We start from the raw sequence: 14023 nt of genomic DNA on the forward strand, positions 1-14023 counted from the left end.
ATCACAAGAACGAACCCGGAGAATTACCCATGGCCAACAAGGCAAGCTTCAACTGGATCGACCCACTGCTGCTGGATCAGCAACTCACCGAAGAAGAGCGCATGGTCCGCGACAGTGCCCAACAGTTCGCCGCCGACAAGCTCGCGCCCCGGGTGCTGGAGGCTTTTCGTCATGAGCAGACGGACCCGGCTATCTTCCGCGAGATGGGCGAGACCGGCTTGCTCGGCGCCACCATACCCGAGATCTACGGCGGCAGCGGTCTGAACTATGTGTGCTATGGCCTGATTGCCCGGGAAGTCGAGCGCGTGGACTCTGGCTATCGCTCGATGATGAGCGTGCAGTCCTCCCTGGTGATGGTGCCCATCAACGAGTTCGGTAACGAAGCCACCAAACAGAAGTACCTGCCGAAGCTGGCCAGCGGTCATTACATCGGTTGCTTCGGCCTGACCGAACCGAACCACGGCTCCGATCCGGGCTCGATGATTACCCGGGCGAGAAAAGTCGAAGGCGGCTACCGCCTCACCGGGAACAAGATGTGGATCACCAACAGCCCGATCGCCGATGTCTTCGTGGTCTGGGCCAAAGACGATGAAGGGCAGATTCGTGGCTTCGTCCTGGAGAAAGGCTGGCAGGGCCTGAGCGCGCCGGTGATCCATGGCAAGGTCGGGCTGCGTGCATCGATTACCGGCGAAATCGTCATGGATAACGTGTTCTGCCCTGAAGAGAACGCTTTCCCTGAAGTGCGCGGTCTGCGCGGGCCGTTCACCTGCCTGAACTCGGCACGCTACGGGATCGCCTGGGGCGCGCTCGGTGCGGCTGAAGATTGTTGGCACACTGCGCGCCAGTACGTGCTGGATCGCATCCAGTTTGGTCGCCCCTTGGCTGCCAACCAGTTGATCCAGAAGAAGCTGGCAGACATGCAGACCGAAATAACCCTGGCCTTGCAGGGTTGCCTGCGCCTGGGGCGGATGAAGGACGAAGGCACGGCCGCGGTTGAAATCACTTCGATCATGAAGCGCAACAGCTGCGGCAAGTCGCTGGAGATCGCGCGCCTGGCGCGGGATATGTTGGGCGGTAACGGCATCAGTGACGAATTTGGCGTGGCCCGCCATCTGGTCAATCTGGAAGTGGTCAATACCTACGAAGGCACCCACGATGTGCATGCGCTGATCCTCGGTCGTGCGCAGACCGGTATCCAGGCGTTTTTCTGATGGTTGCCTGAAAAGCATCCCTTGGGTTTATTTGCCGGGCGTTTGCCCGGCTTGTAGAAGCGTCGGATATCCGCCTCGACAAGCCGGAGGTGCCTTACGCCTGCGCTGGCTGACCGGCCAGTGTTTTTCCTGCGATGTACCCAAACGTCATGCCCGGCCCCAGGGTGATGCCGCCGCTTGGGTAGTACCCGTTCATGATGCTGTTCATGTCATTGCCCACGGCAAACAGCCCCGGGATCGGCGTGCCGTGTTCATCGAGGGCGCGGGCGCAGGCGTCGGTGTTCAGGCCGGCGAAGGTGCCGAGGCTGCCGGGGACCAGTTTCACGGCATAGAAAGGCCCTTCGCGCAGGCTGCCCAGGGACGGGTTCGGCTCGTGCAGTGCTTCCCCCTGCGCTTTGTTGTACAGCGACGCTCCACGCTGAAACAGCAGGTCTCGACCTTGCTCTGCACCCTGGTTGAAGGCATTGACGGTGGCTTCGAGTTGTTGCGCGTCGATACCGCATTGGTGTGCCAGCTCACTCAAGGTCCGGGCTTTGAACAGGTAGCCGCCGCGTACATAGGGCGCTGTCGGAAACGGAAAGGGTTTCGACCAGCCCAGCCCATAGCGGCGCTGGGCGCGGTGATCGCAGATCAGCCAGGACACCGGGGCTTCTTGCGCACCTGAGGCGTTGAACAGCGCGCACATATAGTCGTGGTAGGAGTCGGCCTCGTTGACGAAGCGCCGACCATCCTGACGCACGGCGATGAAACCGGGTTTGGCCCGTTCCATCAGGTGGGGAAAACCACTGAAACCACCGTCCTCCCGTGGCACTCGGGATACCGGTGCCCACGCAGCGGCATGGGGCAATCCGGTTGCAACGCATCCACCCACGCTTTCGCCCAGGCGCAGTCCGTCACCGGTATTACCCTTGGGCGCCGCGCTCAAATGTTCGGTGCCATTGGGCGCGTGCTTGAACAACTGCGCGATGCGCCGCTGATCGTGGGGGAAGCCACCACAAGCCAGCACGACACCTCGCCGGGCGTGAACATCGATCCGTTGCCCTGCGGATTCAACACGCGCCCCCACCACCCGGTCGCCCTCGCGTAGCAGCGTGCGCACGGGGGTGTCAGTGAACAGGCGCACCTGGCGGTCCACTGCGCTTTTGAGCAGGCGGGCGACCAGGGCATTGCCATTGACCAGGTGCATGCCTCGACCATGCCGCAGCAGGTCGCGGGTATGACGCAACACCCGCCTGGCGCTGTAAAGCAGCGAAGACGGCGAGCGCCGGGCATTGAGGAAATGATTGAGGTCGGTGCCGCCGGCGATGCCCATTCCATACAGGCTGATGAGGTCGAGCGGGCGTCGCAGCTTGTTGATCCAGGGCCCGAGTCGACGACCGTCGAAGGGTTGTGCGCAGACCGAGCGCCCGCCTTTGGCGTGGCCTTCGCTGGCGTGAAAGTCCGGCATTTTGCTGCCGGAGAAAAACTGCACCTCGGTATGGCGCTGGAAAAATTCGACCATCTTCGGCCCTTGTTCGAGGAACATCTCTACACGCGCGTCGAGCGCTTCGTTGTGCAGTTCCCGACGCAGATAAATACGCGCTTGTTCAGGGTCTTCGACGATGCCGTCGGCGATGGCCAGCGGATTGCGCGGGATCCACAGCCAGCCGCCGGACCAGGCGCTGGTGCCGCCCAGTTGCGGCTCTTTTTCCACCACGATGACGTCCAAACCGAGTTCAGCGGCGGTCACCGCCGTCGCCAGGCCGGAGGCGCCGGAGCCAATGACCAGAACGTCACAAAGCAGGGGATTGCTGATGTGCATGGGGATTACCGCGAGAAAGGATGAGGGCCGCTTCGAACATCGAAGCGGCGCGACCGGGTTTACTTGAGCGGGGAGAAGTCTGTCGGGCGCAGCAGTCGTGATTCCAGGGTCACCACGGCGTCCAGTTCCTTGTTCTGCTGTGCGAACGCCTGCCAGCGCGGATCGGCCGCCATGGCGTTGCGGCGGGCCATGCGATCGTCAAGGCTGGTGTAGCCCCAGATGTGCACCACTTGATTGGCTTCGCCGATTTCAGTGGTGAAGAAACCGATCAGGTTGCCCAGGTGCTCTTGCTGGACGGCCAGTGCGGCGCTTTTGTACAGGGACAGCCAGTCGCCGAGCCTGGTCGGTTTAATCGTGTAGGTGCGCAGTTCGTAATACATGCTGTTCTCCAGTGCGGGATGGTTGTGTGGGGTGTTGATCGAGCCGGCCGGCGATGTCGCTGGCGGCGAGGTAGCCGAAGGTGATGCCGGGGCCCAGGGTGATGCCGGGGCCGGGGTAGGTGCCGTCCATGATCGAATTCATTTCGTTGCCGGCGGCGTACAAGCCGGGAATCGGTGCGCCGCTGCGATCCAGCACCCTGGCCTTGCCGTTGGTGACCAGCCCGCGGGCCGAGCCAAGGTCGCCGGTAAACAAACGGACGGCGTAGAACGGCGCCTTGCGCAACGGCTTGAGGCACGGATTGGGCTGGTGCAGCGGATCACCCATGTACCGGTTGTAGGCCGTGCTGCCCTTGCCGAACTGGCGGTCGACACCGTGTTCGGCATCGGCGTTGTATTGCGCCAGGGTCTGCGCCAGGGCGGACGCATCGATGCCGGCGATCCGGGCCAGTTCGGCAAGGCTGTCGGCGCGCAGCAGGTAACCGGCGTCAATCAGTGCGCTGTTGTCGACCGGCCGTGGACGGGCCAGTCCCATGCCGTAGTTGTTCATGGCGTCGCTGTCGCAGATCAGCCAGCAGGGCGCGTTGGCGCCGCCGTTGGCGAACATGCCTTCGACGAAACAGTGGTAGGAGTCGGACTCATTGACGAAACGGCGCCCGGCGCGGTTGACCGCGATCACGCCCGGCTTGGCGCGGTCGGTGACCAGGTGCGGAAAGCGTTCGACGCTGCCGTCGGCCTTGTGCAGCACCGAGACCGGCGCCCAGAAGAAGTTCGCCGAGAGGTGGTCGCCGATGGCCGCGTTGACCGACGCGGCCAGGCGATGTCCGTCACCGACGTTGGCCGGCGGTGACATGGTCCAGTGCTCCGAGTCGGTGGCCGGCCGCTGCCCGGCGGCCTGGTCGCCAGCGGCAAAACCACCCGTGGCCAACACGACGCCGCCGCGCGCCCACACCACACGGGTCGCGTCGCGCCAGGCAATTCGCACGCCCTTGACCGTTCCCTGTTCAACGATCAACGACTCCGCCGACGCTTGCAGCCAGAGGTCGACGCCATTGGCGAAGGCGGTGCTGGCCAGGCGCGCGATCAAGGCATTGCCCACGGTCAGGCGGGTGCCGCGTGGATGGCTGAGCCGGTCGACGGCGTAGCGCCCCATCAGTTTGAGACAGTGCCAGAGGGATTTTGCCGAGCGCTTGAAACTGAGGAAGTGTTGGATATCGACACGATTGACCATCATGCCGCCGAACAGCAGCATGCCGTCCGGTGGCCGTTTCAGGTGCTTGAAATGCTCGCCCAGCCGACGCCCGTCGTATTCGTCGATTTCCAGCGCTCGGCCGGTTTGTGTGCCACCGGGCAGGTCGGGGTAATAGTCGGGCGACAGCGGCCGCAGGCTGTAACTCAGTTCGCTGTGGGTTTCCAGGTAGTGCAGGGCTTCGCGACCCTGTTCGATAAAGGCGTCGATCAGTTCCGGGTTGTAGCCGGCGCCGATGACCTCCTTGAGGTAACGGCGCATCTGCTCGGCGGGCAGGTGATGCCCGGCGGCCCGGGCCTGATCGGTATCGTGCAGCCAGACCGCGCCACCGGAAATCGCCGACGTACCGCCAAATGCCTCGGTCTTTTCCACCAGCAAGACCTTGAGGCCCCGGCAACTGGCCGTCACGGCGGCGGCGAAACCGGCCGCGCCGCTGCCCAGGACAATCACGTCATAGGTCAGGTCGGCGTTGGCAGCGGGCAGGGAAGTCGTAGTGTTCATTGTCTATTGCCTGTTGAGGACGTGGCTGGATGTTCAGATTTCCAGCGGCGTCACGCCCATGAAATGACCGAGGTTGCCCAGTTGCGCCAGGGCCATTTCCGGCCCGGTCTGAATCGTGCAGCCCATGCGTCGGGCGCAGGCGAGAAAGGGCGTGACCTGCGGCGAAGTCACGACATCAGCCACCAGAGCGGTGGCGCTCAAGGTTTCCATCAGCGCACTCGGCAATGGCATCGGGCCGTCATCGGTGGCAGCGCCCATGCCAACCGGTGAAGCGTTCACCACCAGATCAAAGTGCTTCAGTGTCAGCGGATTGGCGCTGATCACAATCTCCGGGAAGGCGCTGCGCAACAGCTCGCCCAGCACTTCGACGCGCTCCTGGCTCAGGTCGCTGATGACCAGGTGGCTGACGCCGGCCTGGCACAACGAATAGGCGATCGCGCTGCCGACGCCGCCCGTGCCGATCACCAGCGCCTGCTTGTCCTTGGGATTGAACGCGTGTTTGCGCGCAGCATTGAGAAAGCCTTCGCCGTCGACGATATCGCCCACCAGCCGCCCGTCGGCCTCGCGGCGGATCACATTGACCGAACGCAGGGCTGCCGAGCGTTCGCTGAGGCTGTCCAGGCGGCTGGCCAACAGTTGTTTGTAAGGGACGGTCACCACGCAACCGCGCATGTTTTGCCAGCCGCGCAGGGTCTGGATGAAGTTCTGCAAGGCGGTCGGTGCGAGGTCGATGGCCAGCATCGCAACGTTTTGCTGGTGGTCGGCGAACCAGCGATTGAAGTTTTCCGGCGATTTCACCTGGGCGATCGGTGAGCCGACGATGGCGACCAATTCAGTCGAACCCTGAATCATGAGATGTACCCGCTTATTGGCTGTGTTGTGGGGCCGATACTGCAAGCGGGCCACAAGACGAACAATCAAAGCCTGGGGCGAATACGTTGATAATCGCAATGACAGTGCGATAATCGCAGTCTTTGCGTGATAAAGAGTCCGAGTCGATGAAACAGCCCACCATCCATTCGCGGGATTTGATCGTCGGCCTGCAAAAAGGCCTGGCGCTGTTGCAGCTGTTTTCCCAGGAGCATCCGCGCTTGAGCGTGCCGGAAGTGGCGCGCATGGCCGACATGACCCAGAGCGCCGCCCGGCGTTTTCTGCTGACGCTGGTGCATGACGACTTTGCGCAAACCGACGGCCGCTATTACTGGCTGACCGCCAAGACCTTGCGTATCGGCCAGGCCTATGTCGATTCAGCGGTATTGCCGCGCATGCTGCGGCCCATCGTCGAGCAGGTGGCGCGAACCACTCAGGAACATGTGTCGGTAGGCGTGCGTGACGGCGATGACATTGTGCATGTGGTGCGCAGCCGCTACAGCCACATCACTTCGATGTCGATTCGCCCGGGTTCGAGGGTACCGATGTATTGCACCGGCAGCGGTCGGCTGTGGCTGGCGAGCCTTGCCGAAGAGGCGCTTGCCGCCTATTTCGCGCGCAATCGGCCACGGGCCGTCACGCCTTACACCCTGACCGACGAAGCGCAGATCCGCAGCGAAATAGCCTTGGCCGCAGAGCGCGGTTACGTGCTGGTGGATCAGGAATATGAAGTGGGCATGCGGGTTTTGAGCGTGCCGCTGATCGATCGGGAAGGGCGGTTGCAGGCGACGCTCACACTCACCACGCACGCGTCGCGCATGACCATCGAGGACATGCGCGAGCGTTATCTGTCGGCGCTCTACGAAGGGCAGGCACTGCTGCGGCCGATCATGACACTCTGAGCGTGCGCCGCTTGCTCAAGTGAACACCCTTACAACGGCGGGGCCCCGGTGTTCGTCGAACCCCATGAACAACGGCGCTGTCACGCCGGTTTTGCTGTCCGCTTGCTGCCCGCCGTTGCTTTACGCTTGGCCGGCTTGCGCTTGTTTTTCCACGGTGTCGCGCCACGTCCGGCGGGGCTGGCCGGGCCGCTGATGGTCAGGCTCAGGCCGGCACAACGGCTGACCTGCTTGCTCATCCAGGCGGCTTGTTTGGTGACGAATTCTTCAAGGCTCATTTCGCCGCTTTGCACCATGTCCAGCGCCTGTTCCCAGATGGCCGTGGTGCCCGGATCGGCAATCGCCCGCGGGACTGCGTCGATCAGGCTGAAAGCGGCGGGGGTGGCAGCCAGCGCCTTGCCGTTCTTGACCAGGTACCCACGGTCGAGCAGGCCCTGGATGATCGAGGCGCGGGTCGCTTCGGTGCCGATGCCGGTGGTGTCCTTGAGTTTTTGCTTGAGCAGCGGATCTTCCACCAGTTTGGCCACGTTCTTCATCGCCTTGATCAGATCGCCTTCGGTGAACGGTTTGGGCGGTTGCGTCCACAGGTCCTTGAGCTGCACGTTGGCCACTGCGCAATCAATGCCTTCCTTGAGGTTGGGCAGTGTTTGCGGGGCCGGTGCTTCACGGCCCCTGGCCGGGGCAAGGGCTTCGGGCAACGCACGTTTCCAGCCGGGTTCGACGATCTGCTTGCCAACGGCACGCAAGGCTTCCCCGGCGCAGTCGAAGTCGGCCTGGGTCCGGTCGTATTCGTGATTGGGCAGGAATTGGGCGAGGTAGCGTGCGCGGATCAGGGTGTAGACCGCGCGTTGTTTGCCCGCCAGTTTTTCGAGGTTCTTCGCGGCGGCGGTGGGGATGATGCCGTGGTGCGCGCTGACCTTGGCATCGTTCCAGGCCCGTGAGCGCCGCTGGGGCTCAAGGTGGTCGTGCAAGGCGTTCAGCGCGGGGTTGGCCTGACGCAGCGCCGCCAGAATACCCGGCGCTTCGGTGTGCTGACTGAGGGGCAAATAGCCGCAGTCACTGCGCGGGTAGGTGATGACTTTATGGGTTTCATAGAGCGCCTGGGCGATGTCGAGGGTTTCCTGGGCGCCAAGCCCGAGCTTCTTCGAACAGACTTCCTGCAAGGTGCCCAGGTCGAACGGCAGCGGCGCCACCTCGCGCATGCGTTCGGTGCGCAGCTTGATCACCCGGGCGCTCGCTGCACCGGTCATCGCAGCGGCCGCTCGTTGGGCCAGCGCCTGGTTCAGGCAGCGATCCTGATCGTCGCAAACCTCGCTGGCCGCCCGCCATTGCGCGGTGAACGCGGTGCCGTCATGCAGCAGCTGGACATCGATGGCCCAGTAGGCGACCGGTACGAAGTTGGCGATGCTGCGGTCGCGATCCACCACCAGGCGCAGCGTCGGTGTTTGCACGCGCCCGACCGGCAACACGCCCTGATAGCCGGACTGGCGGCCGAGCAGGGTGAACAGCCGGCTCATGTTCATGCCGATCAGCCAGTCGGCCCGGGAACGCCCCAGCGCCGAATGGTAAAGGCTGAAGGTTTCGGCGCCCGGCTTGAGGGCGGCGAGGGCCTTGCGGATCGAGGCGTCGTCCAGCGCCGACAGCCATAAGCGGCGGATCGGCCCGCGATAACGGCAATGCTCCACCAGTTCCCGGGCGATCATTTCGCCTTCGCGGTCGGCGTCGGTGGCGATGATCAGTTCGTCGGCTTCGCCGAGCAGGCGTTTGACGGCCTTGTACTGACTGGCCGTGCGCGGTTTGACGGTCATTTTCCATTTGTCCGGAATGATCGGCAGGTCCGCCAGCACCCAGCGCTTGTAGCGTGCGTCGTAGGCATCCGGCGGCGCGGTTTCCAGCAGATGGCCGATGCACCAGGTCACCGTGACGTCCGTTCCCAGCCAGCAGCCATCGCCACGGCGCCTGGCACCGAGCACAGCCGCAATGTCTTTGGCCTGGGAAGGTTTTTCACAGAGGTACAGCCGCATAACCACCATCGTCGATCAGTGCCCGAAGAGGTGCACAGAATGGCGGGAGATGGACGCGGGGGCAATCTTTATCTGTATGGATGTACAGTTTTGCGTTGCAATGGTTTGCCTGATCCGTTCGGCTGCAAGGCGGCCGTGAGTGCGGAATTTGGGTTATACCTGATAGATCGTGGTCTCAGGTCATGGGGCTGCCGGGCAGCCCGTCGCGGGCAAGCCACGCCCCCCCAGGGTCAATCATCGTCATGAGGAACGAACTCCATGAAAAGCACCGGTCCCAGTCCTGTCATCACCATCGCCGAGCAACCCGGCTGTCTGCTGGTGAAGTTCCACGGTATCCAGGTGGCCGCGTCTTCGCGCGCCCTGGTGCTGCTGGAGGCCAATTATCCGCCGGTGTATTACGTGCCGCGAGAGGACATCGACGAGCAGTATTACGCCCGCACCGATCACACCAGCTATTGCCCTTACAAGGGCGATGCCAGCTATTTCAGTTTGCAGGTGCCGGGGCACGAAGGGGCTAATGCGGTATGGAGTTACGAAAACCCCAAGGTGTCGGTGGAGCAGATTCGCGGGTATGTGGCGTTCTATCCGGACCAGGTGACATTTGAGGTGGTCGAGCTCGACGAGTGATGTTCGCAATGCCGGTAGGAGCGAGCCTGCTCGCTCCTACCGTTAGTTACGGTCTTCCCTTAATTTTTGTGCAGGTCGACGTTGCGGGTCTCGCGCAAACAGATCAATCCCACCACCAGGCTGACGCCGGTGATCACCACCGGATACCACAGCCCGTAGAAGATATCCCCGGTGTACACCACCAACGCGAACGACACCGTCGGCAGGAAACCGCCGAACCAGCCGTTGCCGATGTGGTAGGGCAGGGACATCGAGGTGTAGCGGATGCGCGTCGGGAACAGCTCCACCATCAGCGCCGCCAGCGGCCCGTAGCACATCGCGGAAATGATGATCAGAGCGACAATCAGCGCGACGATCATCGGTTTGTTGATCTGCTGCATGTCGGCTTGCTGCGGATAGCCGGCGAGGGTGACGGCGCCGCGCAATGCCGCTTCGTCAAACCCGTCGATCTTCACGTCGCCAACGCTGACCTGCACAGTGCTGCCGGCCGGCGCCACGGCGCTGGTATAGGGCAAGCCCTGTTTGACCAAGAAGGTTTTGACCTTGTCGCACGGGCTGTCGAATTTGGCCTTGCCCACTGGGTCGAACTGAAAGGTGCAGGTGGCCGGGTCGGCCAGCACGGTGATCGGTGCCTGACGGCTGGCCTGGTCGATGGCCGGATTGGCGTAATGGGCCAGGGTCTTGAAGATCGGGAAGTACAGCGCGGTGGCCAGCAGCAGGCCGATCATCAGCACCGGTTTGCGCCCGACCTTGTCCGACAGCCAGCCGAAGAAGATGAAGAACGGCGCACCAAGGGTCACGCTGACAATTAGCAGGCCGTTGGCGACGGCAGGGTCCATTTTCAAGAACTGGGTGAGGAAGAACAGCACATAGAACTGCGCGGCGTAGAAGGTCACGGCTTGCCCGGCGTTGATGCTGAACAGGGCGATGAGCACGACCTTGAGGTTTTCCCATTTACCGAAGGAGTCGCGGATCGGCGACTTGCAGAGCTTGCCTTCCTCTTTCATTTTCACGAAGGCAGGCGACTCGTGCAGGCTCAGGCGAATCCAGGTCGAGATGCCCAGCAGGATGATCGAGAACAGGAACGGGATGCGCCAGCCCCAGACTTCGAACTGATCGCCCGTGAAGTAACGGCAACCGAGCACCACCAGCAGCGACAACAGCAGGCCAAGGGTGGCGGTAGACTGAATCCAGCTGGTGTGGAAGCCGCGTTTGCCGATGGGCGCGTGCTCTGCGACGTAGGTCGCGGCGCCGCCGTACTCGCCGCCCAGGGCCAGGCCCTGAAGCATGCGCAGCGCCACGAGGATGATCGGCGCGGCGATGCCGATGCTCGCGTAATTGGGCAGCAGGCCGACGCAGAAGGTCGCCAGGCCCATGAGGACGATGGTGGCGAGGAAGGTGTACTTGCGTCCGATCATGTCCCCCAACCGACCGAACACCAGGGCGCCGAACGGCCTCACGATGAAGCCGGCGGCGAAGGCCATCAGGGCAAAGATGAACGCCGTGGTGTCGTTGACCCCGGCGAAGAACTGCTTGCTGATCACCGCCGCGAGGGCGCCGTAGAGGAAAAAGTCATACCACTCGAAGACTGTCCCGAGCGAGGAGGCGAAGATGACTTTCTGGGTGTCCTGGCTGGTACGCACGCTGCGTAAGCTCTCCAGGGGCTGAACGTGTTCTGACATATCGGTATCCCTCACAGTGATTGTTTTTGTTGTTCCACTGTCGACGCCGGCTTTGTGGGCGGGCGCCGCTACTTCGATGTATCGGATGTACGCGTTTGTGCAGGGTTCACGGGTGTGTGACCCGTTCCTTTGTCTCGGTGATGCTCCTTGTGTGGGGGTTGAGGATCAGTTGTGCCGCTTTCTCGGCGATCATCAGCGTGGGCGAACAGGTATTGCCCGAGGTGATGCGCGGCATGATCGAGGCGTCGGCGATGCGCAGGCCGGGGATGCCGTGCACGCGCAGTTCGGCATCGACCACTGCGTGCGTGTCATTGCCCATGCGGCAAGTGCCGACCGGGTGGAAAATCGTGGTGCCGATCCGGGCGGCGGCTTCGTGCAGCTCTTCTTCGCTTTGCAGGCGGTCGCCGGGCAGGTATTCCACCGGTTTGAAGGCCTTCAAGGCCGGTGCGGCAACGATGCGCCGGGTCAGGCGAATGGCGTCGGCCGCGACGCGCAAGTCCTCCGGATGGCTCAGGTAGTTGGGTTGAATCAGCGGCGCGTCCTGCGGGTTGGCGGAGCGGATTTCCACCCGGCCGCGACTCTGCGGGCGCAGGTCGCAGACCGATGCGGTGAAGGCGGGGAAGGCGTGCAGCGGTTCACCGAAGCGCTCCAGCGACAGCGGTTGCACGTGATATTCCAGGTTCGCCGAGGTCTGCTCCGGCCCCGAACGAGCGAACGCGCCGAGCTGACTGGGCGCCATGGACAGCGGGCCGCTGCGGTCATACAGATAGCGCAGGCCCATGCCCATCTTGCCCCACAGGCTGCCGGCGATCTGGTTCAGGGTGCGGGCATTTTCCAGTTTGTAGATCAGGCGCAATTGCAGGTGATCCTGCAGGTTGCCGCCGACGCCGGCCAGTTCATGCGCGACGCCGATGCCCAGCCGTTGCAGGAGTGGGCGAGGGCCGATCCCGGAACGCTGCAGGATGCTCGGCGAGCCGACCGAACCGGCGCTCAGGACGATTTCCTTGCGAGCCTTGAAGGTCCTGGCCTGATCCTGCCAGCGAGCGACGACCGCTGCAGCGCGGCCATTGTCCAACAGCACGCGGTCGACTTCGACGCCGGTCAGCACGGTCAGGTTGGGGCGATGGCGGATGGGCTTGAGAAACGCCTTGGCCGCGTTCCAGCGGACCCCGGCCTTTTGATTGACCTGAAAGTAGCCGCAGCCTTCGTTGTCGCCCTGGTTGAAGTCATCGATGCTGGCGATGCCGCTTTGCTCGGCGGCGCTGCGGAAGGCATCGAGAATCGGCCAGGACAGGCGCTGGCGTTCGACCCGCCACTCGCCGGCACCACTGTGAAACGCCGAGTCGCCGGCAAAGTGGTTTTCGCTTTTCTTGAACAGCGGCAGGACGTCTTGCCAGCGCCAGCCCGGATTGCCCTCCGCAGCCCAGCTGTCGTAGTCGCCCGCCTGGCCGCGCATGTAGATCATGCCGTTGATCGAGGAGCAGCCACCGAGCACTTTGCCGCGTGGATAGCTCAGGGCTCGGCCTTGCAGGCCGGGTTGGGCTTCGGTCTTGAAGCACCAGTCGGTGCGCGGGTTGCCGATACAGAACAGGTAACCCACCGGGATGTGAATCCACGCATAGTTATCGCGGCCGCCGGCTTCGAGCAGCAGTACGCGGTGTTGCGGGTTGGCCGACAGCCGATTGGCCAGCAAACAACCGGCCGGGCCGGCCCCGACCACGATGTAGTCGTACTCATCAAGGGAAGTCTGCATCCCTGACCTCATGTTGTTGTTCTTGTTGATCCATCCTAGTTGTTAGCTTTCGTCAAAAGAATGTTAGTTTTTACGCAGCTGCTGTGCGTTTTTAAACACCTGTAAACAAGGACGATTCATGTTCGACTGGAATGACTTGCGGTTTTTTCTCGAATTACAGCGCAGCGGACGTTTGTTGACCGCAGCCCGGCGCTTGAACACGACCCACGCCACCGTCGCGCGGCACATCGAGGCCATCGAAAAAAGCCTCGGCACCGCGCTGTTCGTTCAGCATGCCCAGGGTTACGAGCTGACACCGGCCGGCGAGGCGCTGCTCAAGCACGCCGAAGCCATGGAGAACGTCGCGCTGCTGGCCCAGGAGGAAATCACCCAATCCACGGCGCCCTTGGGCAAGATCCGGGTCGGGGTCACGGAAGGACTGGGCATCATGTTCCTGGCCAGCCGCATGAATGGCCTGTTCGAACGCTATCCGGGGCTGGAGGTGGAACTGGTGGCGGTGCCCCGTTTCGTCAGCATCCTCAACCGCGAGGCGGAAATCAGCATCCACCTCGAACGACCGGCCGCCGACATGCTGGTCACCCGCAAACTCACCGACTATCGCCTGGCGCTTTACGCCAGCCAGGAGTACCTCGACCGTTCGCCGGCGCTGCGTAGCCGCGAAGACCTGGGCCGGCATGCGTGGATCGGTTACGTCGACGATTTGCTGTTCAGCCAGGAACTGATGTTCCTCAACAGCTTCTGCCGCAACCCGCGGGTGGTGTTCCACAGCACCAGCGTCATCGCCCAGCAACAGGCCGCGCGCGCGGGCCTGGGGATCGCGGTGCTGCCGTGTTACATGGCCGGCGCCGATCCCGGACTGGTGCCGTTGCTGCCGGAGGAGAGCATCCAGCGCAGCTACTGGATCAGCACCCGCCGCGAGCTGCACAAATCCGTGCGGCTGCGCGTGTTGTGGGACTACGTGGTGCAATTGTGTGAACGGGAACAGGGCTTGTTGCTCGGCCCCAACCCCCTCTAGGGACGGCTCCCAAG

Annotated in this window: 11 protein-coding genes; 4 read left to right on the top strand and 7 right to left on the bottom strand. The window is 63.0% G+C overall.

Annotated elements, in window-relative coordinates:
• The first annotated feature begins 29 nt into the window (after positions 1-29).
• Complete coding sequence (locus ACX3YD_RS28235) at positions 30-1211, top strand: acyl-CoA dehydrogenase (RefSeq protein WP_103404243.1); 1182 nt, start codon at positions 30-32, stop codon at positions 1209-1211.
• 94 nt (positions 1212-1305) lie between these two features.
• On the opposite strand, the gene ACX3YD_RS28240 is transcribed toward ACX3YD_RS28235, so the two are convergent.
• From ACX3YD_RS28240 to ACX3YD_RS28255, 4 genes are read right to left on the bottom strand one after another with little or no spacing between them, the layout of a single operon-like run.
• A complete protein-coding gene (locus ACX3YD_RS28240; protein WP_458961606.1) occupies positions 1306-3012 on the bottom strand; it encodes an FAD-dependent oxidoreductase in 1707 nt (568 codons plus the stop codon).
• A gap of 59 nt (positions 3013-3071) precedes the next feature.
• Positions 3072-3392 carry an NIPSNAP family protein gene (locus ACX3YD_RS28245; protein WP_458961607.1) on the bottom strand — a complete coding sequence of 107 codons (321 nt, stop codon included), beginning with the start codon at positions 3390-3392 and terminating at the stop codon, positions 3072-3074.
• Positions 3361-5139 carry an FAD-dependent oxidoreductase gene (locus tag ACX3YD_RS28250; RefSeq protein WP_103404250.1) on the bottom strand — a complete coding sequence of 593 codons (1779 nt, stop codon included), beginning with the start codon at positions 5137-5139 and terminating at the stop codon, positions 3361-3363. Before ACX3YD_RS28250 ends, ACX3YD_RS28245 begins: the two co-directional genes overlap by 32 nt.
• 33 nt (positions 5140-5172) lie before the next feature.
• Positions 5173-5991 (bottom strand): shikimate dehydrogenase family protein, encoded by an 819-nt coding sequence (locus tag ACX3YD_RS28255; RefSeq protein WP_103404251.1) that lies wholly within the window; start codon positions 5989-5991, stop codon positions 5173-5175.
• Between the two features lie 146 nt (positions 5992-6137).
• On the opposite strand from ACX3YD_RS28255, the gene ACX3YD_RS28260 reads away from it, so the two are divergent.
• Entirely contained in the window at positions 6138-6911 is a 774-nt protein-coding gene (locus ACX3YD_RS28260; RefSeq protein WP_103404252.1) for an IclR family transcriptional regulator domain-containing protein, read from the top strand.
• 80 nt (positions 6912-6991) lie between these two features.
• On the opposite strand, the gene ACX3YD_RS28265 is transcribed toward ACX3YD_RS28260, so the two are convergent.
• Positions 6992-8932: a DNA topoisomerase III gene (locus tag ACX3YD_RS28265; protein ID WP_458961608.1), complete on the bottom strand. Its 1941-nt coding sequence runs from the start codon at positions 8930-8932 to the stop codon at positions 6992-6994.
• Between the two features lie 258 nt (positions 8933-9190).
• Here ACX3YD_RS28265 and ACX3YD_RS28270 point away from each other — a divergent pair, with 258 nt between their 5' ends.
• Positions 9191-9559, top strand: coding sequence for a DUF427 domain-containing protein (locus tag ACX3YD_RS28270; protein WP_090468789.1), 369 nt, complete (start codon positions 9191-9193; stop codon positions 9557-9559).
• Between the two features lie 59 nt (positions 9560-9618).
• On the opposite strand, the gene ACX3YD_RS28275 is transcribed toward ACX3YD_RS28270, so the two are convergent.
• Together ACX3YD_RS28275 and ACX3YD_RS28280 are read right to left on the bottom strand one after the other, a co-directional pair.
• Positions 9619-11241 carry an MFS transporter gene (locus tag ACX3YD_RS28275; RefSeq protein ID WP_103404253.1) on the bottom strand — a complete coding sequence of 541 codons (1623 nt, stop codon included), beginning with the start codon at positions 11239-11241 and terminating at the stop codon, positions 9619-9621.
• Positions 11242-11347: 106 nt separating this feature from the next.
• Positions 11348-12994, bottom strand: a complete 1647-nt coding sequence (locus ACX3YD_RS28280; RefSeq protein ID WP_458961609.1) for a GMC family oxidoreductase — start codon at positions 12992-12994, stop codon at positions 11348-11350.
• A gap of 118 nt (positions 12995-13112) precedes the next feature.
• Here ACX3YD_RS28280 and ACX3YD_RS28285 point away from each other — a divergent pair, with 118 nt between their 5' ends.
• Complete coding sequence (locus ACX3YD_RS28285) at positions 13113-14009, top strand: LysR family transcriptional regulator (protein WP_458961610.1); 897 nt, start codon at positions 13113-13115, stop codon at positions 14007-14009.
• Positions 14010-14023: the final 14 nt, after the last annotated feature.

This window comes from Pseudomonas fluorescens group sp. PF-1 (genome assembly GCF_054481335.1).

What these genes read in the sequence shown, in the direction of transcription:
- ACX3YD_RS28265 (WP_458961608.1), bottom strand. Translation starts at nt 8,932, where the DNA reads ATGCGGCTGTACCTCTGTGAAAAACCTTCCCAGGCCAAAGACATTGCG.
- ACX3YD_RS28275 (WP_103404253.1), bottom strand. Translation starts at nt 11,241, where the DNA reads ATGTCAGAACACGTTCAGCCCCTGGAGAGCTTACGCAGCGTGCGTACC.
- ACX3YD_RS28285 (WP_458961610.1), top strand. Translation starts at nt 13,113, where the DNA reads ATGTTCGACTGGAATGACTTGCGGTTTTTTCTCGAATTACAGCGCAGC.
- ACX3YD_RS28260 (WP_103404252.1), top strand. Translation starts at nt 6,138, where the DNA reads ATGAAACAGCCCACCATCCATTCGCGGGATTTGATCGTCGGCCTGCAA.
- ACX3YD_RS28280 (WP_458961609.1), bottom strand. Translation starts at nt 12,994, where the DNA reads ATGCAGACTTCCCTTGATGAGTACGACTACATCGTGGTCGGGGCCGGC.
- ACX3YD_RS28235 (WP_103404243.1), top strand. Translation starts at nt 30, where the DNA reads ATGGCCAACAAGGCAAGCTTCAACTGGATCGACCCACTGCTGCTGGAT.
- ACX3YD_RS28255 (WP_103404251.1), bottom strand. Translation starts at nt 5,991, where the DNA reads ATGATTCAGGGTTCGACTGAATTGGTCGCCATCGTCGGCTCACCGATC.
- ACX3YD_RS28270 (WP_090468789.1), top strand. Translation starts at nt 9,191, where the DNA reads ATGAAAAGCACCGGTCCCAGTCCTGTCATCACCATCGCCGAGCAACCC.
- ACX3YD_RS28250 (WP_103404250.1), bottom strand. Translation starts at nt 5,139, where the DNA reads ATGAACACTACGACTTCCCTGCCCGCTGCCAACGCCGACCTGACCTAT.
- ACX3YD_RS28240 (WP_458961606.1), bottom strand. Translation starts at nt 3,012, where the DNA reads ATGCACATCAGCAATCCCCTGCTTTGTGACGTTCTGGTCATTGGCTCC.
- ACX3YD_RS28245 (WP_458961607.1), bottom strand. Translation starts at nt 3,392, where the DNA reads ATGTATTACGAACTGCGCACCTACACGATTAAACCGACCAGGCTCGGC.